At 61.7% G+C, this 22,329-nt stretch carries 17 protein-coding genes and 1 pseudogene; 13 read left to right on the top strand and 5 right to left on the bottom strand.

The annotated features are described in order from the left end of the window. Positions 1 to 14: 14 nt before the first annotated feature. From ACUN0E_RS13405 to ACUN0E_RS13430, 6 genes are all read left to right on the top strand, one after another. Positions 15 to 1,259, top strand: coding sequence for a sarcosine oxidase subunit beta family protein (locus tag ACUN0E_RS13405; protein WP_445566878.1), 1,245 nt, complete (start codon positions 15 to 17; stop codon positions 1,257 to 1,259). Between the two features lie 78 nt (positions 1,260 to 1,337). Then, positions 1,338 to 1,664, top strand: a complete 327-nt coding sequence (locus ACUN0E_RS13410) for a sarcosine oxidase subunit delta (protein ID WP_408225056.1) — start codon at positions 1,338 to 1,340, stop codon at positions 1,662 to 1,664. Then, positions 1,661 to 4,663, top strand: coding sequence for a sarcosine oxidase subunit alpha family protein (locus ACUN0E_RS13415; protein ID WP_445566879.1), 3,003 nt, complete (start codon positions 1,661 to 1,663; stop codon positions 4,661 to 4,663). The genes ACUN0E_RS13410 and ACUN0E_RS13415 overlap by 4 nt, the downstream gene beginning before the upstream one ends. Then, positions 4,653 to 5,309 (top strand): sarcosine oxidase subunit gamma, encoded by a 657-nt coding sequence (locus tag ACUN0E_RS13420; protein ID WP_445566880.1) that lies wholly within the window; start codon positions 4,653 to 4,655, stop codon positions 5,307 to 5,309. The genes ACUN0E_RS13415 and ACUN0E_RS13420 overlap by 11 nt, the downstream gene beginning before the upstream one ends. A gap of 60 nt (positions 5,310 to 5,369) precedes the next feature. Beyond that, a complete protein-coding gene (locus tag ACUN0E_RS13425) occupies positions 5,370 to 5,633 on the top strand; it encodes a hypothetical protein (RefSeq protein WP_445566881.1) in 264 nt (87 codons plus the stop codon). A 140-nt stretch (positions 5,634 to 5,773) separates the two neighbouring features. Next, complete coding sequence (locus ACUN0E_RS13430; protein WP_445566882.1) at positions 5,774 to 7,192, top strand: MFS transporter; 1,419 nt, start codon at positions 5,774 to 5,776, stop codon at positions 7,190 to 7,192. A 75-nt stretch (positions 7,193 to 7,267) separates the two neighbouring features. Here the strand turns inward: ACUN0E_RS13430 and betA are convergent, their stop codons facing one another. The 4 genes from betA to ACUN0E_RS13450 form a co-directional block, all read right to left on the bottom strand. Beyond that, on the bottom strand, positions 7,268 to 8,953 hold the full coding sequence (gene betA / locus ACUN0E_RS13435) for a choline dehydrogenase (RefSeq protein ID WP_445566883.1): 1,686 nt from the start codon (positions 8,951 to 8,953) through the stop codon (positions 7,268 to 7,270). A gap of 12 nt (positions 8,954 to 8,965) precedes the next feature. Beyond that, positions 8,966 to 10,435 (bottom strand): betaine-aldehyde dehydrogenase, encoded by a 1,470-nt coding sequence (gene betB, locus ACUN0E_RS13440; RefSeq protein ID WP_445566884.1) that lies wholly within the window; start codon positions 10,433 to 10,435, stop codon positions 8,966 to 8,968. A 29-nt stretch (positions 10,436 to 10,464) separates the two neighbouring features. Then, positions 10,465 to 11,052 (bottom strand): transcriptional regulator BetI, encoded by a 588-nt coding sequence (gene betI / locus ACUN0E_RS13445; RefSeq protein WP_408225035.1) that lies wholly within the window; start codon positions 11,050 to 11,052, stop codon positions 10,465 to 10,467. 161 nt (positions 11,053 to 11,213) lie between these two features. After that, positions 11,214 to 12,143: an AraC family transcriptional regulator gene (locus ACUN0E_RS13450; protein WP_445566885.1), complete on the bottom strand. Its 930-nt coding sequence runs from the start codon at positions 12,141 to 12,143 to the stop codon at positions 11,214 to 11,216. Positions 12,144 to 12,260: 117 nt separating this feature from the next. On the opposite strand from ACUN0E_RS13450, the gene ACUN0E_RS13455 reads away from it, so the two are divergent. The 3 genes and pseudogenes from ACUN0E_RS13455 (at position 12,261) to fdhA (ending at position 15,770) form a co-directional block, all read left to right on the top strand. Further along, positions 12,261 to 13,337: a zinc-binding dehydrogenase gene (locus ACUN0E_RS13455; RefSeq protein ID WP_445566886.1), complete on the top strand. Its 1,077-nt coding sequence runs from the start codon at positions 12,261 to 12,263 to the stop codon at positions 13,335 to 13,337. A gap of 73 nt (positions 13,338 to 13,410) precedes the next feature. Then, positions 13,411 to 14,378, top strand: a pseudogene (locus tag ACUN0E_RS13460) (oxidoreductase). A gap of 192 nt (positions 14,379 to 14,570) precedes the next feature. Continuing rightward, complete coding sequence (gene fdhA, locus ACUN0E_RS13465; RefSeq protein ID WP_408225023.1) at positions 14,571 to 15,770, top strand: formaldehyde dehydrogenase, glutathione-independent; 1,200 nt, start codon at positions 14,571 to 14,573, stop codon at positions 15,768 to 15,770. A gap of 158 nt (positions 15,771 to 15,928) precedes the next feature. Here the strand turns inward: fdhA and ACUN0E_RS13470 are convergent, their stop codons facing one another. Further along, complete coding sequence (locus tag ACUN0E_RS13470) at positions 15,929 to 16,924, bottom strand: GlxA family transcriptional regulator (protein ID WP_325043064.1); 996 nt, start codon at positions 16,922 to 16,924, stop codon at positions 15,929 to 15,931. Positions 16,925 to 17,381: 457 nt separating this feature from the next. Between ACUN0E_RS13470 and ACUN0E_RS13475 the strand changes: the two genes are divergently transcribed. Genes ACUN0E_RS13475 through ACUN0E_RS13490 form a run of 4 tightly spaced genes read left to right on the top strand, consistent with a single transcriptional unit; the run spans position 17,382 to position 22,327 of the window. Then, positions 17,382 to 18,656, top strand: a complete 1,275-nt coding sequence (locus ACUN0E_RS13475; RefSeq protein WP_445566887.1) for a serine hydroxymethyltransferase — start codon at positions 17,382 to 17,384, stop codon at positions 18,654 to 18,656. Between the two features lie 18 nt (positions 18,657 to 18,674). Further along, the gene (locus ACUN0E_RS13480) at positions 18,675 to 19,646 is read left to right on the top strand and encodes a dipeptidase (protein ID WP_408339034.1); all 972 of its coding nucleotides are present in this window, start codon (positions 18,675 to 18,677) and stop codon (positions 19,644 to 19,646) included. A 43-nt stretch (positions 19,647 to 19,689) separates the two neighbouring features. Then, positions 19,690 to 20,226 carry a DUF5943 domain-containing protein gene (locus ACUN0E_RS13485; protein ID WP_408225014.1) on the top strand — a complete coding sequence of 179 codons (537 nt, stop codon included), beginning with the start codon at positions 19,690 to 19,692 and terminating at the stop codon, positions 20,224 to 20,226. Between the two features lie 37 nt (positions 20,227 to 20,263). Next, positions 20,264 to 22,327 carry an oxidoreductase gene (locus ACUN0E_RS13490; RefSeq protein WP_445566888.1) on the top strand — a complete coding sequence of 688 codons (2,064 nt, stop codon included), beginning with the start codon at positions 20,264 to 20,266 and terminating at the stop codon, positions 22,325 to 22,327. Positions 22,328 to 22,329: the final 2 nt, after the last annotated feature.

Genomic DNA, 22,329 nt, shown 5'->3' on the forward strand with positions numbered 1-22,329 from the left:
CCAAAGGACCAACGATGAGCCGCTATTCGATATTCAGCCTGTTGCGCAACGGGATGTCGTATCACGAGAACTGGGAGCGTCAGTGGAAAAGCCCCGAGCCTAAGCGTGAGTACGACGTCGTGATCGTCGGCGGCGGCGGGCATGGTCTCGCCACTGCCTATTACCTCGCGAAAGAGCATGGCGTGCGCAATATCGCCGTGCTGGAGAAGGGCTGGATCGGCGGCGGTAATACCGCACGCAATACGACCATCGTGCGCTCGAATTATCTGTGGGACGAATCGGCCGCGCTCTATGAGAAAGCGATGAAGCTGTGGGAAGGTCTGTCGCAAGACCTCAACTACAACGTGATGTTCAGCCAGCGCGGTGTGATGAACCTTGCGCATACGCTGCAGGACGTGCGTGACACCGAACGTCGTGTGAATGCAAACCGGCTGAACGGTGTGGATGCGGAATTCCTCACACCGGCGCAGATCAAGGAAATCGAGCCGACCATCAATCTGAACAGCCGCTATCCGGTGCTCGGTGCGTCGATCCAGCGGCGCGGCGGCGTGGCCCGGCACGATGCGGTGGCCTGGGGTTTCGCGCGCGGCGCGGATCAGGCCGGCGTGGATATCGTGCAGAACTGCCAGGTCACGGGGATTCGTCGTGACGGCAGCCAGGTGATCGGCGTGGATACCACCAAGGGTTTCATCAAGGCTAAGAAAGTCGCAGTGGTGGCAGCAGGCAATACGTCCTCGCTCGCCGACATGGCCGGCATACGGTTGCCTTTGGAGAGCCATCCGTTGCAGGCGCTGGTGTCTGAGCCGATCAAGCCGGTCGTCAATACGGTGGTGATGTCGAACGCGGTGCACGCGTACATCAGCCAGTCCGACAAGGGCGATCTGGTGATCGGCGCGGGCGTCGATCAATACACGGGTTTCGGCCAGCGCGGCAGCTTCCAGATTATTGAAGGCACGCTCGAAGCGATTGTGGAAATGTTCCCGGTGTTCTCGCGCGTGCGGATGAATCGCCAGTGGGGCGGCATCGTCGACGTGTCGCCGGATGCCTGCCCGATCATCAGCAAGACCGACGTGAAGGGGCTTTACTTCAACTGCGGCTGGGGCACGGGCGGTTTCAAGGCGACGCCCGGTTCGGGTTGGGCTTTTGCGCACACGATCGCGAAGGATGAGCCGCATCCGCTGAACGCGCCGTTTTCGCTGGACCGTTTTTACACGGGCCATCTGATCGACGAGCACGGCGCCGCTGCTGTTGCCCACTAACGCTCTTTGCAACGAGTTGCATGGGACCAGAGTAAGGCGCTAAAGCGCCAACTCTGGTCGACACGGGAGAAGAACCAGATGCTGATGATCGAATGCCCATGGTGCGGGCCACGCGCCGAAACCGAATTTTCTTGCGGCGGCGAAGCGGATATTGCGCGTCCGCTCGACACCGACAAACTCACCGACAAGGAATGGGGCGACTACCTGTTCATGCGCAAGAACTCACGCGGCGTGCATCGTGAGCAATGGATGCACACCCAGGGATGCCGCCGCTGGTTCAAAGCGCAGCGCGACACCGTGAGCTACGAGATTCAGGGCTACGAGACGTTCGAACGTCCGCTGCTCGCGATGGACAGCAACGAGGCTAACGCACAAGACAAGGCACACGAGGGTAAGGCACCATGAGCCAGAAAGACCGACTCCCCAGCGGCGGGCGCATCAACCGCGCAATCGTATTGAACTTCACGTTCAACGGCCGCAAGTATCAGGGCTATCAGGGCGACACGCTCGCGTCCGCACTGCTCGCGAACGGTGAGCACTTCGTGGCGCGCAGCTGGAAGTACCACCGGCCGCGCGGCATCGTGACGGCGGGTGTGGAAGAACCGAATGCGATCGTGCAACTCGAAACCGGCGCGTACACGGTGCCGAACGCGCGTGCGACTGAAGTGGAGCTGTATCAGGGGCTCGTTGCGACCAGCGTGAACGCGAAGCCGAACATCGAGAAAGACCGCATGGCAATCAACCAGAAGTTCGCGCGCTTCATTCCGGCGGGCTTCTACTACAAGACCTTCATGTGGCCGCGCAAGTTCTGGCCGAAGTATGAGGAGGTGATCCGCGATGCGGCCGGTCTCGGCAAGGCGCCCGAGCAAACCGATGCGGACCGCTACGACAAATGCTTTGCGCATTGCGACGTACTGGTGGTCGGCGGTGGCCCAACGGGTCTGGCGGCGGCGCATGCGGCGGCATTGTCAGGCGCGCGCGTGACGCTGATCGACGACCAGCCGGAACTTGGCGGCTCGTTGCTGTCGTGCCGCGCGGAGATCGATGGCAAACCCGCGCTGCAATGGGTCCACAAGATCGAGGACGAACTTCGGCAGATGCCCGATGTGAAGATCCTGTGCCGCAGCACTGCATTCGGTTATCAGGACCATAACCTCATCACCGTCACGCAGCGGCTCACCGAACATCTGCCGGTGTCGCAGAGAAAGGGCACCCGCGAGCTGATGTGGAAGATTCGCGCGAAGCGCGTGATTCTCGCAACGGGCGCGCATGAGCGGCCGATCGTGTTCGGCAACAACGATCTGCCGGGCGTGATGCTGGCTTCGGCGGTGTCGACGTACCTGCATCGCTATGCGGTGCTGCCCGGACGCAATGCCGTGGTGTTCACGAACAACGACGACGGTTATCAATGCGCGCTCGATCTGAAAGCGGCGGGTGCCCAGGTGATGGTTGTCGATCCGCGTGTGGGCGAATCGAAGGGTACGCTGCCTGCGCTCGCCCGGCGCTATGGCGTCAAGGTGATGAACGGTGTGGTCATTACGGCCGCGCACGGCAAGCTTCGCGTCTCGTCTGTAGACATAGCGTCGTATTCGAACGGACAGGTCGGTGCAAAGCAGGGCGAACTGCCCTGCGATCTGCTCGCGATGTCCGGCGGTTGGAGCCCGGTGCTGCACCTGTTCGCGCAATCGGGCGGCAAGGCGCACTGGCATGACGACAAGGTCTGCTTCGTGCCGGGCAAGGCGATGCAGGCGGAAACGAGCATTGGCGCGTGTGCCGGCGACTTCACGCTAGGACAGGGCATCCGCTTTGCGGTCGATGCCGGTGTCGAGGCGGCGCGTGCGGCTGGCCACATCGTTGCACGACCGAATCCGGTGCAGGTGACCGAGATTACCGAAACGAAGATGCAACCGCTGTGGCTCGTCGGCGGTCGCGAACTTTCGACGCGCGGGCCGAAGCAGTTCGTCGACTTCCAGAACGACGTCTCGGCGGCCGACATTTTTCTCGCGGCGCGCGAAGGCTTCGAGTCGGTCGAACACGTGAAACGTTATACGGCGATGGGTTTCGGCACCGATCAGGGCAAGCTCGGCAACATCAACGGCATGGCGATTCTCGCGCAGGCGCTCGGCAAGACGATTCCCGAAACCGGCACGACGACATTCCGTCCGAACTACACGCCGGTGACGTTCGGCACGTTTGCCGGTCGCGAACTCGGCGAGTTTCTCGATCCGGTGCGCAAGACAGCGGTGCACGAATGGCACGTGGAGAACGGTGCGGCGTTTGAGGACGTCGGCAACTGGAAGCGTCCGTGGTACTTCGCGAAGCCGGGCGAGGACATGCACGCCGCTGTCGCGCGTGAGGCGCTGGCGGTGCGCACGAGCGTCGGCATTCTCGATGCCTCGACGCTCGGCAAGATCGATATTCAGGGCCCCGACTCCGCGAAACTGCTGAACTGGGTCTACACGAATCCGTGGAGCAAGCTGGAAATCGGCAAGTGCCGCTATGGTCTGATGCTCGACGAAAACGGCATGATTTTCGACGACGGCGTGACCGTGCGTCTCGCCGACCAGCACTACATGATGACCACCACCACGGGCGGCGCGGCGCGCGTGCTCACCTGGCTTGAACGCTGGCTGCAAACCGAGTGGCCGGACATGCGCGTGCGGCTTGCTTCCGTGACGGATCACTGGGCGACCTTCGCCGTAGTCGGTCCGAACAGCCGCAAGGTTTTGCAGAAGGTGTGCCACGACATCGACTTTGCAAACGCGGCGTTCCCGTTCATGAGTTATCGCGAAGGCACCGTGGCAGGCGCAGCATCACGCGTGATGCGGATCAGCTTTTCAGGCGAACTCGCTTATGAAGTGAACGTGCCCGCGAACGTAGGTCGCGCGGTGTGGGAAGCGCTGATGGCCGCGGGCGCGGAATTCGACATCACGCCGTATGGCACGGAAACTATGCACGTGTTGCGTGCGGAGAAGGGTTACATCATCGTCGGTCAGGATACGGACGGCTCAATGACACCGTACGATCTCGGCATGGGCGGGCTGGTCGCGAAGTCGAAAGACTTTCTTGGCAAGCGTTCATTGACACGAACGGACACGGCGAAGGCGGGGCGTAAGCAGCTGGTCGGGCTGCTCTCCGACGACCCGTCGTTCGTGATTCCCGAAGGCTCGCAGATCGTTGCGGGTCCTTTCCAGGGCGATACCGCGCCGATGCTCGGACACGTCACGTCAAGCTATTACAGCCCGATCCTGAAACGCTCGATTGCAATGGCGGTGGTGAAGGGCGGTCTCGACAAGATCGGCGAAACGGTCACGATTCCGCTCGCGAGCGGCAAGCAGATTGCAGCCAGGGTCACCAGTTCGGTGTTCTACGACAGCGAAGGAGCACGTCAACATGTGGAATGAAACTAGAGGGACGGTGTCGGCGGTGGATTGCGCGGTCGGCCAGCAAACGGGCGTGTGGCAGGAGTCGCCGCTGGTGGGGACGGATGCGCTGCTGAAGAAGCATCAGGCGACGGCCTCGGCGGCGTTCCGGTTGAGCGAGCGGCCGTTTCTGGAACTGGTGAACGTGCGCGGCGATACGCGCGATGCGGCGTTCATGAAGGCAGTGGAAAGCGTGATCGGCTGCCGCCCGCCCGAGAAAGCGAATACCTTCGCCCGAGGCAATGGCTATGATTTGCTCTGGCTCGGCCCGGACGAGTGGCTGGCGCGCTCGGCGATGGCGCACGACGCCACCCGCACCGCGCCGTTGCAGGCGAAGCTCGGTGCTGCATTTGCGGGCGTGTTCGCATCGGCGGTGGATATCGGCAGCGGCTATACAGCGCTCGAAATCAGCGGCACGCGTACGCGTGAAGTGTTGGCACGCGGTTGCCCGCTCGATCTGCACCCGAAATTGTTCGGTGAAGGGCAGTGCGCACAGAGCCACTACTTCAAGGCATCGATGACGCTGTTGCCCACAGGCGCGGATAGTTTCGATATTGTCGTACGCCGCAGCTTTGCGGACTACTTCGTCAAGATGATGCTCGACGCGGCCGAGCCGCTGATGTCGTGAGATGCGGCGAGTGGTGTCTTGCTGAGGCACCGCTCGCGGCTCTCCGGGCCGCCGACTGACATGACGTCGACACGTCTCACTACCTCGCGCCTCACTGAGCGCGCGTGCCATCAAGGCGATGCGCACGCCGCGCTCGCGCTGCTCGATCAGAGCATTGTGTTGCGGCACCGGCGCATCGCGCTGATCCGCTATCTGCTCGCGCAACAACTCGGCGCACCGCTTCAAACGCGGCATCACGAATACGTTGAGAAAATCGCCGCCCGGTTGAGCGTGGATGCGCTTGCGCGCATTGCCGGCGCTGCGCGTGCACGGCTGCGACCGTAAGGCTCGCGAACGGCCGGAACGACGCTCCCGTTCCATCCCCATGACGTATTTCTTCTATGTGGCCGATTTATGTCGGCGTCTACTGAATTGCACTGATCGGAACGTCCACGCGGCAGCCGCCGCATCAACGAGGGAATGACATGTCCACCGCTTTTCAGCCTCGCGCGAGCGCAGCCGCCAGACTCGAGCGACTGCCGTTCTCCGGATATCACCGGACCATCTTCATCATCATCGCGGTCGCATTCTTTTTCGACTCGGTCGATCTCGGCACGATGACCTTCGTGCTCGGCTCGATCAAGACCGAATTCCATTTGTCGACCGCGACGGCAGGGCTGGTCGCAAGCGCGAGCTTCTTTGGCATGGTGATCGGCGCGGCCGTTGCCGGATTGCTGGCTGATCGTTTCGGACGGCGTCCCGTGTTTCAGTGGAGCATGGTGTTATGGGGTCTCGCATCGTATCTGTGCTCGACGGCGCAGAGCGTCGAGGCGCTGATTTTCTATCGCGTGCTGCTTGGTTTCGGTATGGGGATGGAGTTTCCCATTGCGCAGACGCTCCTGTCCGAATTCGTGCCTGCCGCGTCGCGCGGACGTTTGATTGCGCTGATGGATGGCTTCTGGCCGCTCGGCTTCATCACGGCGGGCGTGGTGTCGTATTTCGTGTTGCCGGCATTCGGGTGGCGCACGGAGTTCGCGCTGCTGGCGATTCCTGCCGTGTTCGTGCTGATCGTGCGCCGCGTCGTACCGGAATCGCCGCGCTGGCTGGAGCATCGCGGACGCCTCGCCGAAGCGGACAAGATTCTCGCCGAAGTCGAAGTGAAGGTGATGAAAGCGGCCGGCCTGAGCCAGTTGCGTGCACCGGTGATGCTGCAGGAACCGCCGGCCGCGAAGGGCTCGGGCGCATTTCGCGAGATCTGGAGCATGGCCTACCGGCGTCGCACGATCATGGTGTGGACGCTGTGGTTCTTCGCGCTGCTCGGATTTTATGGGCTGACGTCGTGGCTCGGCGCGTTGATGCAGCAAGCGGGCTTTGCGGTGACGAAGTCGGTGCTGTATACGGTGTTGATTTCGCTCGGCGGGATTCCGGGCTTTATCTGCGCGGCGTGGCTTGTCGAACGTTGGGGACGTAAGCCGACCTGTATTGCGTCGCTGGCCGGCAGCGCAGTGATGGCGTACGTCTACGGACAAACCGCGCTGCACGCGCAAGCGCCGACGCTGTTGATCTGTGCCGGGCTCGCCATGCAGTTCTTCCTGTTTGCGATGTGGGCCGTGCTTTACACGTATACGCCTGAGCTTTATGGCACCGGTGCACGGGCTACCGGGTCGGGGTTTGCCTCAGCGATCGGCCGCGTGGGTTCGTTGATCGGCCCTTACGTGGTGGGTGTCGTGCTGCCGGTGTTCGGCCAGGGCGGCGTGTTCTCGCTCGGCGCGATGTGTTTTGTGATCGCGGCTGCGGCCGTGTGGATCATGGGGATCGAGACGCGTGGACTCGCGCTGGAGACCCTGGTGTCCGAGGCAGTTGATTCGGACGCGCATGGGGTGTTGAGTCCTGCGCGGGAGTGACCCAGGCAATAAGGCCGCGAAAATATTCGCGGCCTTATTGCTGACACCCGGTTCGATAGTTTGTGTCGACGTGCATTAGACCGTCGCCCCTTCACGCTTCCTGGACGCCACGCCGTTCGCCACAAAGTAGGGCGTTTCCACCCGGGCCAGTGCTTCCCGACCACGAATCCGATCCGCGATCTTCTCTGCAAGCATGATCGTTGGCGCGTTCAGATTGCCCGTTGTGATCAAGGGCATGATGGACGCGTCGACCACGCGCAATGCTTCCATGCCATGCACGCGCCCTTCGTTATCGACGACAGACATATCGTCGTAACCCATCTTGCACGAGCACGACGGATGAAACGCCGTCTCCGCGCGCATCCGCACGAAAGTGTCGAGTTGCTCGTCCGTGGTCAATTCCGCGCCCGGATTCAACTCCCGGCCACGATAACGATCGAGCGCCGGCTGGCGCATGATCTCGCGCGTTATGCGGATGCCGTCACGGAATTCGCGCCAGTCGAGCGGATCGGCCATGTAGTTGAAGAGGATGCTCGGATGTGCGCCAGGATCGCGCGACGTGAGCTTCACACGGCCACGGCTCGGCGAACGCATCGAACCGACATGCGCCTGAAAACCGTGCATTTTGATCGCGTTAGACCCGTTGTAGTTGATCGCGACGGGCAGGAAGTGATACTGGATGTTCGGCCATAAATCCTCGTCGCGAGTACGGATGAAGCCGCCCGCTTCGAACTGGTTGCTTGCACCAATGCCCGTGCCATTCAGCATCCATTCCAGCCCGATTGCTGGTTGATTCCACCATTGCAACGCCGGGTACAGCGAGACCGGCTCCTTGCATTCGTACTGGATATACATCTCCAGATGGTCCTGCAGGTTTTCGCCAACGCCCGGCAGATCGTGCACGAGCGGCACGTCGAGTTCGCGCAGCCACGTCGAGCGGCCGACGCCTGAGCGTTGCAGCAATTGCGGCGAGGCAATCGCGCCGCTGCATACCAGCACTTCGCGGCGTGCGTGCGCAGTCACTGCACTGCCATGATGCAGATACGCGACGCCAATCGCACGCTTGCCCGAGAACAGCACGCGATCGGTCACGGCATGCGTCACGATGGTCAGATTCGCGCGCGTCTTCGCGCGATCCAGATAGCCGCGCGCGGTGCTGGCGCGTCGGCCGTTCGCCGTGACCGTGCGATCCATCGGACCGAAGCCTTCCTGTTGATAGCCGTTCAGATCGTCGGTACGCGGAAAACCCGCCTGCACGCCGGCTTCGACCATCGCCGCGAACAAGGGATTATTGCCGGGCTTGCTCGTCGTTACATGCACGGGACCGTCGCCGCCGTGATATGCGTTCGCGCCCACATCGCGCGTTTCGGCTTTGCGGAAGTACGGCAGACAATCCAGATACGTCCAGTCTTCCAGCCCAGGGCGTCCGGCCCAGCCGTCGTAATCGAGCGCATTGCCGCGGATGTAGCACATGCCATTGATCAGCGACGAACCACCGAGTCCCTTGCCCCGTCCGCATTCCATGCGGCGGTTGTTCATATGCGGCTCGGGGTCGGTTTCGTATGCCCAGTTGTAGCGCCGCCCCTGCAGCGGATAGGCGAGGGCCGCGGGCATCTGCGTGCGGAAATCGAAACGGTAGTCGGGGCCGCCTGCTTCGAGGAGCAGCACGGTCACGCCCGCGTCTTCGGTCAGACGCAAGGCGAGCACGTTGCCTGCTGAACCCGCGCCGACGATGATGTAGTCGTATTCGTTCGAAGCCATCGTCGCCTCTCCTTAGAACACCGGTTGATACGGGCCGAGTTCGACCTGCACGGACTTGATGCGCGTGTAGTGTTCGAGCGTGGTGATGCCGTTCTCACGGCCGACGCCCGATTGCTTGTAGCCGCCCACCGGCATCTCGGCCGGCGATTCGCCCCACGTATTGATCCAGCAGATACCCGCTTCGAGACGATGAATCACGCGATGCGCACGTGACAGATTCTCGGTCACGACACCTGCGGCGAGACCGTAAGCGGTGTTATTTGCACGCGAGACCGCTTCGTCTTCGTCGTCGAACACGAGGATGCTCATCACCGGGCCGAAGATTTCTTCGCGCACGATACGCATGTCGTCATGGCAGCCGGTGAAAACCGTCGGTTCGACATACTGGCCGTTGGCGAAGTGGCCTTCCGTCAGTCGTTTGCCACCGGCAATGAGTTGAGCGCCTTCCTGCACACCGTTTTCGATGTAGCCGAGTACTTTTTGCAATTGCGCGGCGCTGACCAGCGGGCCGAAGTTGGTATCGGCGTCAGTTGGCGCGCCGACGCGAATCCGCTTGACACGTTGGAGCACCAGCGCTTCGAACCGTTCCAGCACGCTACGCTGCACGAATACACGCGTGCCGTTCGTGCAGACCTGACCGGAGCTGAAGAAGTTGGCGCTCATCGCGATGTCGGCGGCGCGCTCGAGATTGGCATCGCCGAAGACGAGCAGGGGGGACTTGCCACCTAGCTCCATTGTCACTTCTTTCAGCGACGATGCGCCTGCCAGCGACATCACCTTCTTGCCCGTTTCCACACCGCCCGTGAACGAAATCTTCTCGATGTCCGGATGCGCGGCAAGCATCGCACCAACGCGCCCGTCGCCTTGCACGACATTGAACACGCCCGCCGGTACACCGGCTTCGGTATAAATCTCAGCGAGTTTCAACGCGGACAGCGGCGTGATTTCGCTCGGCTTGAAGATCATCGCGTTGCCGGCCGCCAACGCGGGCGCCGACTTCCAGCACGCTATCTGAATAGGGTAATTCCACGCGCCGATACCAGCGCACACGCCCAGCGGTTCACGCCGCGTATAAACGAACGACGACGGCCGCAACGGAATCTGCTGCCCCTCGATCGCGGTGGCGAGTCCCGCGTAGTACTCGATCACATCCGCGCCGGTGACGATATCGACCGCCTGGGTCTCCGCGATCGGCTTGCCGGTGTCGCGCGTTTCGAGCGCGGCGAGTTCGTTGTTGCGTTCCCGCAGGATATCGACTGCGCGGCGCAGGATGCGTGAGCGCTGCATTGCCGTGAGCGCGGCCCACTCGCGTTGACCTTCGCGTGCCGATTGCACTGCGCGATCGACATCGGCCGCCGAGGCCTGTTGCACCGTCGCGAGCGTTTCGCCGGTGGCGGGGTCGAGCGTGTCGAAAGTTTCGCCACTGGTTGCGTCGACGTAGGCGCCGCCTATATAGAGACGTTGCGTTGCGAATACCGCCATGACTTGCTCCTTTCTAAAATGTCGCCGGTCTAGTTGCGTGCTTCCAGGACCAGATCGATGTATTCGTTCGCCACGCGCAGTGCCGCCTTCGTATCGAAGGGTTCACCGGACAACGCGCCGCGCAGCCATAGACCGTCGATCAGCGCCGCGAGACCGCCAGCCGCACGGCGCGCCGCCGGCCGCGGCAGCGCTTTCGAAAAATCCGCGCACAGGTTCGAGTTCAACCGCCGCGTGTTGACGTACTGAAGCCGCCGTAATTGCGGCTTGTGCATGCTCTCGGACCAGAACGCGAGCCACGTTTTCATCACGGGGCCGCTGGTTTGCGCTGCGTCGAAATTCGCCGCGACGACGGCACGGAGTTTCGAGCGCGGATCCGCCTTCGCCGCACGGCGCCTGCGTGAGGTGGCTTGCCACAGATCGCGCAGCACGTGGCGCATGGTGGCTTCGAGCAAACCGTCCTTGTCGCCGAAATAGTGACTGACGATGCCGGTGGAAATGCTCGCGCGCTGCGCGACCGAGGCGAGCGTTGCGCCGGCGAGACCGGCCTGGTCGATGGTCAGCAGCGTGGCGTCGATCAACTGTGCGCGGCGGATTTCGCGCATTCCAAGTTTGGGCATGGTGCTGGAGGCGGCAGGCGCAGGCAGGCCGCCCAAGTGTTCGATGGGCTATGTTAGTTTTTTTATATTGAACGGTCAATCAATAAAAAACGGGTTGCATCAGTGCACACATGAGCATTGCCCGGGAATCAACGCCGCGTTGAAGCGCAGGCGTTTAAGCCTCACGCCTCGCGACTTAGCACACGGAATCGGCCGGGACTCTGTCCGGTGGAGCGCTTGAACGCGATGCTGAATGCCGTGTCCGACAGATAGCCGATTCGCGACGCGATGTCCGTCAACGGTTCCTCCGAATGTTTGAGCGCGGAGCGGGCAATCGTCATGCGCCATTGAGCGAGGTATTCGACCGGCGCGCAGCCCACTTGCTGACGAAAGCGCGTCGCAAACGCGGTGCGCGACATGCCCACCGAAGACGCGAGGCTATCGACGGTCCAACGTTCGCCGGGTTGCGCATGCATCATCGACAGAACTCCGCCGATCTTCGGATCGGCCAGGGCGCCCAGCCAGCCCTCGGGTTGCGGCGTTGACGCCAGATAAGCGCGTAGCACGTGAACGAGAACTAATGCGGCAAGACTGCTGCTCGCGACATCCGCGCCGGCTTGCAGGCCGCTCGTTTCCCATTCAAGCAGGTCGAGGAGACGCGAAAGCGCGTGCGACCCCAGATCCGCAGCACGAAGATGAATCAGCGGCGGCAGATGCCTGAGCAGAATCTCCGTGACGTCGTTTTCGAACGTGAAGCGGCCGCTCGCGATGCTCACCTGTTCGTGATCGCCATCGTCACCCTGGTAGCGAACCACGCCGTTGGCACCGCGAATGCTGCGATAAGCCGCCGGGCCATCGAGCGGCACACGCTCGGGGTCGCTCGCCGAACAGAATTGCTGGCCGTCCGTGAGCATGTAGAAATCGCCCTTTTCGAGCGTCAAAGGCGCTTTGCTGCCGACGATCCACAGATGAAAACGCCCCGATAGCACGCCGCCGAACTTGACGCCCTGGTATGCGGGAAAACGGAAGGCCCACGCGCCACGTCCTTCGAAGCGGGACGACAACACGCTGCTTACCCGCAGCATCGAGAGCACGTCGGAAAGTGCGTCCATAAATGTACGATCTAATAGAAATGAGGGCGTTTCTATTATAGGCACGAATGTTCGTTAGCAGGATCATAGCGTCAACCTTGCATCGAATACCCCGCTTGACGTACGGAGCATCTACCCATGAAAGCCTGGCAACTCGAGCGGCTCGGCGGCACGCTGAGCCTGACCGATATTCCTGTTCCTGAACCACGCGCGGGCGGTGTCGTGGTTCGCATCGAAGCGTCGTCGTTGATGTCGTACATGAAGCAGTATGTCGGCGGCGAACTGCCGATCTATCATGCGCCGCCGCAACCGTTTATTCCCGGCGGAAACGGTGTGGGTGTCGTGCATGCGGTGGGCCGCGACGTGTGGCATCTGCAGCCTGGGCAACGTGTTGTCCTGCAGTCGCATTTCGTCGCGCAGGAAAACGTGCGGGAGCCGGCGCAGATCCTGATCGGCGTGACGGCGAACGGATCCGTCGGCCACCGTGTGCAGGCCGACTGGCCGGACGGCACGCTCGCTGAATATGCATCCTTTCCTGCGAGCGCGGTGACGCCGGTAGACGATCTGCCGCAACTCAGCGCAGTACAGCTCGCTTTGACGACACGCTGCATCGTGCCGTTCGGTGGTTTGCTGCGCGGGCGTCTCGCAGCGGGAGAAACGCTGATCGTGTCAGGCGCGACAGGCGCGTATGGCAGTGCCGCCGTACTCGTCGCATTGGCGATGGGGGCGAGCCGCGTCGTCGCGGTCGGAAGAAATGCGCAAGTACTCGAGTCTGTTGCGGCGCTCGGCCGCGGGCGTGTGGTCACGGTGGTGGCGACAGGCGATGTAGCTGCCGACGCCGAAGCGATACGCGCGGCGGCAGGTGGTGGCGCGCACATGGCGTTCGATATGGTCGGCAACGCGCGCGACCCCAATCTGACGCTTGCCGCGCTGCGCGGCCTCGCTCAGGGCGGCAGGCTTGTGCTGATGGGCAGCATGACCGTCCCGCTGCCGATTCCCTATACCGAAGTCATGCTGAACGGCTGGGAGATTCTTGGCCAGTTCATGTATCCACGCGACGCGTACCGGCGTCTGCTCGATCTCGTTCGCAGTGGACAACTTCACATCGCCGCGCTGCATGCGCGTGTTTATCCGCTCGCTGAACTACCGGAAGCCATGGAGGCCGCCGCGACAGCGAGCGCCTTTGAATGTGTCGTCATCGATCACGAGCAATAGGGACTCATGCAAGTACTCAAAAAGGCCTTCGGCAAAGGCGCGCTCAGGCAGCACTTCATTTCAAGGAAAATCCATGACAAACCTGCAAACTCCGCTTCATTCCGGATTCGGTTCGCGTAGCACCGCGGCCGACGTGATCGCCGGCGTCGATCTGCGCGGCAAGGTGGCGATCGTCACCGGCGGATATTCCGGCATCGGCCTCGAGACGACACGCGTGCTGGCCGAAGCAGGAGCAACGGTGATCGTTCCCGCGAGGACGCCGGACAAGGCCTATGAGGCACTCCACGACATTCCGCGCACCGAAGTGGCAATACTCGACTTGCTCGATCCCGCCTCGATCGACGCTTTCGCGGATACATTTCTGTCGAGCGGTCGCCCGTTGCATCTCCTGATCAATAACGCGGGCATCATGGCTGTGCCTTTCACGCGCGATACCCGAGGGTATGAGGCGCAATTCGCGGCAAATCATCTGGGGCATTTCCAGCTCACGGCGAGGCTCTGGCCGGCACTGAAGCGCAGCGGTTCCGCGCGGGTTGTCACGCTGTCGTCCGGTGCGCACCGGCGCGCCGCGTTCGATTTCGACGATCCTCACTTCGAACGTCGTCCCTACGATAAATGGATCGCCACGGTCAATCCAAAACCGCCGGTGTGTTGTTCACGATAGCGCTCGACAGGCGGGGCTCGCCGCACGGCATTCGCGCATTCGCGGTGCATCCAGGCCGGATCGAGACGGCGCTGCAACGATCGATCACGACGGAGGAGCTCCAGGCGCTGGGTTTTCGCGACGCGGCGGGACAGATTCCCGCGGATCAACGGTCGTTATACAAGACCGTCGGACAGGGCGCGGCCACGACAGTATGGTGTGCCACGAATCCGGCGCTCGAGCATATGGGTGGCGTGTATTGCGAGGATGTCGATATCGCAGAAGCCGTGCCGGCAGATCACAAAGCGTTGAACGGCGTGTTGCCGTGGGCCGTTGAAGCAGATGCCGCGGAACGCCTGTGGGCATTGAGCGAGGACCTGAGCGGGGTGCGTTTGTAGCGGCAGTAGCACGGTCTGGTTCGACACTGACGAAAACAGGTCACCGTTCATACGGTTGCGCCTTGCTTGTCGGTTCCTGCCAAACCGGTGTCGTGTTCGGTGCATGTCCTTTGTTTCGGCGGGCGCTACGCTCGTTGAACGGCGTGTCACGTAGAGACAGGCGCGCCGCTCACGAGACATGGAGACAGACAAATGAGCAGCAATCGCGGCGTCGTGTATCTAGGGCAGGGCAAGGTGGAAGTGCAGTCGATCGACTATCCGAAGATGGTCGATCCGCGTGGCCGGTCGATCGGCCACGGTGTGATTCTGAAGGTGATAAGCACGAATATTTGCGGCTCCGACCAGCACATGGTGCGTGGCCGCACAACCGCCGAAGTCGGGCTCGTGCTCGGCCACGAAATCACCGGCGAGGTGATCGAAATAGGGCGTGACGTTGAAACGCTCAAGATCGGCGACCTGGTGTCAGTACCGTTCAACGTGGCCTGCGGACGCTGCCCGACCTGTAAGGCGCAGCACACCGGCGTGTGCCTGAACGTGAATCCGTCGCGCGCGGGCGGCGCTTATGGCTACGTCGACATGGGTGGCTGGATCGGCGGCCAGGCTGAGTACGTGCTGGTGCCGTACGCGGACTTCAATCTGCTGAAATTCCCCGACCGCGCTCAGGCGATGTCGAAGATCCGCGATCTCACGTGCCTGTCCGATATTCTGCCAACCGGTTATCACGGCGCTGTGATGGCGGGCGTGAAGCCTGGCGCCACGGTCTATATTGCAGGCGCGGGGCCGGTGGGGATGGCAGCGGCCGCTTCGGCACGCTTGTTGGGCGCAGCCTGCACGATCGTCGGTGATATGAACGAGGAGCGTCTTGCACATGCTCGCAAGATGGGATTCCAGACTGTCGACCTGTCGAAGGACGCTACGCTAGGCGAGCAGATCGAACAGATTCTCGGCACGCCCGAGGTGGATTGCGCGGTGGACTGCGTCGGCTTCGAGGCGCACGGCCACGGCAGCACCGGCTCGCATGAGGAAGCACCAGCCACAGTGCTCAATTCGCTGATGGAAATCACCCGGGCCGCTGGCGCGATCGGCATTCCGGGTCTGTACGTAACGGATGATCCGGGCGCCACCGATGCCGCCGCCCGCAAAGGCAGTCTGAGCATCCGCTTCGGTCTCGGCTGGGCCAAGTCGCACTCGTTCCATACCGGGCAAACGCCGGTGATGAAGTACAACCACAATCTGATGCAGGCGATCCTGTGGGACCGGCTGCCGATCGCGGACATCGTGAACGTGACCGTCGTGTCGCTTGACCAGGCGCCGGACGGCTACCGACAGTTCGATGGCGGTGCGCCGAAGAAGTTTGTGATCGATCCGCACGGGCTGTTGAAAGCGGCCTGAGGCACGGAGCGGCATGACACGGGCGGGGAATGTTTCGCGATCTCGCCCGAGACTGCCGGGTAAGCCTGAATAGCGTGACTAAAACATAACGCGTTGAACGGTTTCCCGTTCAACGCGTTATGTTTTCAGACGGTGAGGTTGCCGGCGAGACGAGCGGATCAAGCCGCCATGACCGGCACAGCAGCCAGCGAGGGCGCCTGCTTGCGCCGTTCGCGCGTCGGCGCGGTGCCGAATGCGTCGCGATAGCTCTTCGAGAAGTGGCAAGCCGACTGGAAGCCGCAAGCCATCGTGATATGCATGATCGACATGTCGGTCTGCAACAGTAATTCACGCGCACGCCGCAAGCGCAGCGTCAGATAGTAATGCGTTGGCGTCATGCCCAGATGCTCCCGGAACAGGCGCTGCAACTGCCGTTGCGACATACCGGCGAGCCGCGCGAGTTCTTCGCGTGAAAGCGGTTCTTCGATGTTGTTCTCCATCAGCGAGATCACTTCGAAGAGCGACTTGTTGGCCGAGCCGAGTCGCGCCACCAACGGCATTTTCTGTTGTGCGCTCGTATCGCGTACATGTTCGACAATGAACTGCTCCGCGATCTGCGTGACCCTCGCCGTGCCGACACGCGGCGCGATCAGGTTGAGCATCATGTCGAGCGGCGCGACGCCACCCGTGCACGTGACGCGATCGCGATCGATCACGAACAGTTCTTTCAGAAAACGCGTATCGGGAAACTCTTCTTTGAGCGCCGACATGTTCTCCCAGTGAATCGCGCACGCGTAACCGGCCAGCAAGCCGGCGCGCGCGAGCGCATAGGTGCCGGTGCACAGGCTGCCGAGCACGCTGCCCGTGCGGGCGAAGCGGCGCAGGGCGGACAGATGGGCGGGCGTCGTAGCGCGCTGCACATCGATACCGCCGACCACGAACACGATATCCGGCTGACCGACGCATTCAACTGGGCCGGTGTCGACCGAGAGGCCGTTGCTTGCCGTCACCGGACCGCCTTCGGGGCTCACGATCGACCAGCGGTAAAGCGTTTGTCCTGTCAGGTAGTTCGCCATGCGGAGGACTTCGATCGCGTTACTGAACGCAATCATCGTGAAGTTCGGAACCGGCATGAATGCGAAATGCGACAGCGACGCCGTGCGATCGGTGGACATGGGAGGAATGATTCCTTCGAATCTGTAATGTCGCGTCGCCGTGGGGAGCGGCGACTCCTGCAATTTTGAGGACTAGCGCAACTACCGTGCCATCAGGCTAAACCCTCGGTTACACATTAATAAAGTTGGATAGCTAAACAAACGGCACCAGAACGGCGCCGCCAGCGTTCGTACACGCACCCGAACTGCGCACAGCGATCAGCCGCAGTGCAGCAAAAGCGCGAACGCGCGGACGACCGTTCGAGATTCACCCTCGCCGACTTGTCGAAAAAGGACGCGGATGGCGGAAAAGGCAAAGAACACGTCTGAATTCGTAAATTGACGCGCGGGGCGAACGTCAAGAATAGACGCAATGCAGACCGGTAGCGACAGGGCTTTAGAGCCCGCTTCACAGCCCGCTTTAAAGCCCGCTTCACGGCAGCTTCCGGCCCTCCGCCAACCACCCCACGGACCTTCCATGTCGAACCCGAATCCTTTCTTCGAAGAGTCGCTCGCCACGCGTGATGCGGCGGTGCGCGGCGCCGTTCTGAAAGAACTTGAACGCCAGCAGTCGCAAGTCGAATTGATCGCGTCGGAAAACATCGTGTCGCGCGCGGTGCTCGAAGCGCAAGGCTCGGTGCTGACCAACAAGTACGCGGAAGGGTATCCGGGCAAGCGCTATTACGGCGGTTGCGAATACGTCGACGTGATCGAAACGTTGGCGCTCGATCGCATCAAGCAGCTCTTTAACGCGAAATTTGCCAACGTGCAGCCGCATTCCGGCGCGCAGGCCAACGGCGCGGTGATGCTCGCACTGGTCAAGCCGGGCGACACGGTACTCGGCATGTCGCTCGACGCGGGTGGTCACCTGACGCATGGCGCCAAGCCGGCGATGTCGGGTAAGTGGTTCAACGCGGTGCAATACGGCGTTAATCGCGACACGATGCTGATCGATTACGAGCAGATTGAGGAACTCGCACAGCAACACAAACCGGCGCTGCTGATCGCCGGCTTCTCGGCCTATCCGCGCGCGCTGGATTTCGCACGGCTGCGCAAGATCGCCGATGGCGTGGGCGCGAAGCTGATGGTGGACATGGCGCACATTGCCGGCGTGATCGCGGCGGGGCGTCATCAGAATCCGGTCGAGCACGCGCATGTTGTCACGTCGACCACGCACAAGACTTTGCGTGGTCCGCGCGGCGGCTTTGTTCTGACGAATGACGAGGACATCGCCAAGAAAATCAACTCTGCCGTGTTTCCGGGTTTGCAGGGCGGCCCGCTGATGCATGTGATCGCCGGCAAGGCGGTGGCGTTTGGCGAGGCGTTGCAACCTGGCTTCAAGACTTACATCGACAACGTGCTCGCCAATGCGCAGGCGTTGGGCGATGTGTTGAAAGCGGGTGGCGTCGATCTGGTCACGGGCGGCACCGATAGCCATTTGCTGCTTGTCGACCTGCGCCCCAAGGGCCTCAAAGGCAATCAGGTCGAGCAGGCGCTGGAACGCGCCGGCATCACCTGCAATAAGAACGGCATTCCTTTCGACACCGAGAAGCCGACGGTCACGTCCGGCGTTCGCCTCGGCACGCCGGCGGGGACGACGCGCGGCTTCGGTGTCAGCGAATTTCGCGACGTCGGGCGGTTGATTGTCGAAGTGCTCGATGCGCTGCGCGATTCGCCGGAAGGCCATGCTGCAACCGAACACCGCGTGCGCCGCGAGATTTTCGCGCTGTGCGAACGCTTTCCCATCTACTAAGCACGCCTGGAGCAAACGATGAGCACTCTGCACGACAACAGCATCATCATCGACGGTTTGAACATCTCGAAGTTCGAGCGCTCGGTGTTCGAAGACATGCGCAAGGGCGGTGTGACGGCGGTGAACTGCACCGTGTCGGTCTGGGAAAGTTTCCAGAAGACCGTCGACAACATCGCCGGGATGAAGCAGCAGATCCGCGAATACGGCGAGATCCTGACGCTCGTGCGCACCACCGACGACATCTTCCGCGCGAAGAAAGAGAACAAGACCGGCATCATTTTCGGCTTCCAGAACGCGCACGCGTTCGAAGACAACCTCGGCTATATCGAGGCCTTCAAGGACCTCGGCGTGAACGTGGTCCAGCTTTGCTACAACACGCAGAACCTGGTCGGCACGGGCTGCTATGAGCGCGATGGCGGTCTGTCGGGCTATGGCCGTGAAGTGATTCAGGAGATGAACCGCGTCGGCATCATGGTTGATCTTTCGCATGTGGGCGGCAAGACTTCATCCGAAGCGATTGCCGCGTCGAACAAGCCGGTGTGCTACTCGCATTGCTGCCCGTCGGGACTGAAAGAGCATCCGCGCAACAAGAGCGACGAGCAACTGAAAGAGATTGCAGATGCAGGCGGTTTCGTCGGCGTAACGATGTTCGCGCCGTTCCTCAAGCGCGGCCCGGACGCGACGGTCGAAGACTATATCGAAGCCATCGAATACGTGGTGAACCTGATCGGCGAAGACCAGGTTGGCATCGGCACGGACTTCACGCAAGGCTATAGCACGGAGTTCTTCGACTGGATCACGCACGACAAGGGCCGTTATCGTCAGTTGACGAACTTCGGCAAGGTGGTGAATCCGGAAGGCATCCGCACGATCGGCGAGTTTCCGAACCTGACGGCCGCGATGGAACGCGCCGGCTGGAGCGAAACGCGCATCAAGAAGATCATGGGTGAGAACTGGGTACGGGTATTCGGCGAAGTCTGGACAGTCTGATTCTCCATTCACCGAACCTGAACCTGTAAAAACGGAGCCCCACATGCAACCCCAACTGCCTATCGACGTCGATCCGAATACCGGCGTCTGGACGACCGACGCGCTGCCGATGCTTTACGTGCCGCGTCATTTCTTCACGAACAATCACACCGCCGTCGAAGAAGCACTCGGCCTCGACACGTATGCCGAGATTCTCTACAAGGCCGGTTACAAGTCCGCGTATTTCTGGTGCGACAAGGAAGCGAAACAGCACGGCATTGCCGGCATGGCGGTGTTCGAGCATTACCTGAACCGTCTGTCGCAACGTGGCTGGGGCCTCTTCACGATTTCCGAAGCCGATCCGTCCAGCTCGCGTGCCCGTATCGAATTGCACCACTCGTCGTTCGTGCTTGCGCAGCCGGGCAAGGAAGGCAAGCTTTGCTACATGTTCGCCGGCTGGTTCGCGGGCGCGATGGACTGGGTCAACGACACCGCCCCGGAATCCCAGCGCAAGGGTCCGCCGTCTCATTCGAAGGAAGCGCGATGCGCGGCTGAAGGCCACGATCACTGCGTGTTCGAAGTGTCGCCGCTCGCGTCGTAAAACGCAAAAAAGCCTATTCATTCCGAGGTCGATCGCGATGCGTTACCCGAACCTTTTCAAGCCTCTCACGCTGAACAAACTGACCTTGCGCAACCGCATCGTCAGCACCGCGCACGCGGAGGTGTATGCGGAACCGGGTGGTCTGCCCGGCGACCGTTATATCCGTTACTACGAAGAGAAGGCCAAGGGCGGCGTGGGCCTCGCCGTGTGCGGCGGCTCGAGCCCGGTGTCGATCGACAGCCCGCAAGGCTGGTGGAAGTCGGTCAATCTCTCGACCGACAAGATCATCGATCCGCTCGCGCGGCTCGCCGAAGCGATGCATCAGCACGGCGCCAAGATCATGATTCAGGCCACGCACATGGGCCGCCGTTCGGCGTTTCACGGCGAGCACTGGCCGCATCTCATGTCGCCGTCGGGCGTGCGTGAACCGGTGCACCGCGGCAATGCGAAGATCATCGAAGTAGAAGAGATTCGCCGGATCATTTCGGACTTTGCAGCGGCGGCGAAGCGCGTGAAGGATGCCGGTATGGACGGCATTGAAATCTCGGCGGCGCATCAGCATCTGATCGATCAATTCTGGAGCCCGCGCACGAATTTCCGCACCGACGAATGGGGCGGCTCGCTAGAAAACCGTCTGCGTTTCGGCACGGAAGTCCTGAACGCAGTGCGCGAAGCGGTAGGCGCGGATTTTTGCGTCGGTCTGCGTATGTGCGGCGACGAATTTCATGAAGACGGTCTTGATCACGAACAGTTGAAAGAGATCGCTCAGGCGATGAGCGAATCCGGCCTGATCGATTACCTCGGCGTGATCGGTTCCGGCGCGGATACGCACAACACGCTGGCAAACTGCATGCCGCCAATGGCGTTGCCGCCCGAACCATTCGTGCATCTCGCAGCCGGTATCAAGTCGGTGGTGAAACTGCCGGTGATGCATGCGCAAAGCATCCGCGATGCGGGCCAGGCGGAACGCTTGCTCGCGAGCGGCATGGTCGATCTGGTCGGCATGACGCGCGCGCAGATCGCCGATCCGCATATGGTCATCAAGATCCGCGACGGCCGCGAGGACGAGATCAAGCAATGCGTCGGCGCGAACTATTGCATCGACCGCCAGTACAACGGGCTTGACGTGCTGTGCGTGCAGAACGCCGCGACGTCGCGCGAAGAAACCATGCCGCATGTAATCGCGAAGACACGTGGGCCGAAGCGCAAGGTGGTCGTGGTCGGTGCAGGGCCGGCCGGACTGGAAGCCGCACGCGTGGCGAAATCACGAGGTCACGACGTGGTGCTGTTCGAGAAGAACGATTACGTTGGCGGTCAGATCATGCTGGCTGCAAAAGCGCCGCAGCGCGAGCAGATGGCGGGCATTGTCCGCTGGTTCGATATGGAAACGAAGCGCCTCGGCGTGGATCGCCGTCTCGGTGTCGCTGCCGACGAAAAAACCATCATGGCCGAGAAGCCGGACATCGTGGTGCTGGCCACGGGCGGTTCGTCGTTCACCTCGCAAGTGCCGGCGTGGGGCGTTGAAGACGGGCTCGCGGTCAGTTCATGGGACGTGTTGTCGGGCAAGGTCGAACCAGGCAAGAACGTACTGGTTTACGACGGTGTCAGCACGCATGCCGGCGCAGGCGTCGCCGATTTTATGTCGAGCCGCGGCTCGAACGTCGAGATCGTCACGCCTGACGTGAAGGTTGCCGACGACGTTGGCGGCACCACGTTCCCGATCTTCTATCGCCGTCTCTACGCGCAAGGCGTGATTCATACGCCGAACTACTGGCTCGACAAGGTCTACGAGGAAGATGGCAGGAAGATCGCCGTGATCCGCAACGAGTACACGGAGGAGCAGGAAGAGCGCGTGGTCGATCAGGTGGTGATCGAGAACGGCAGCACGCCGAACGACGAGCTCTACTGGACGCTCAAGCCCGAGTCGGTCAATCGCGGTCAGGTAGACGTGCACAAGCTCTTCGCATCCGAACCGCAACCGTCGCTCAGCGAAGAACTCGGTAACGGCCGCTTCCTGCTGTTCCGCGTCGGCGACTGCATTTCCATGCACAACATTCACGGCGCGATCTACGACGCGCTGCGCCTTTGCAAGGATTTCTGACG

This window comes from Paraburkholderia sp. D1E, from assembly GCF_052682275.1.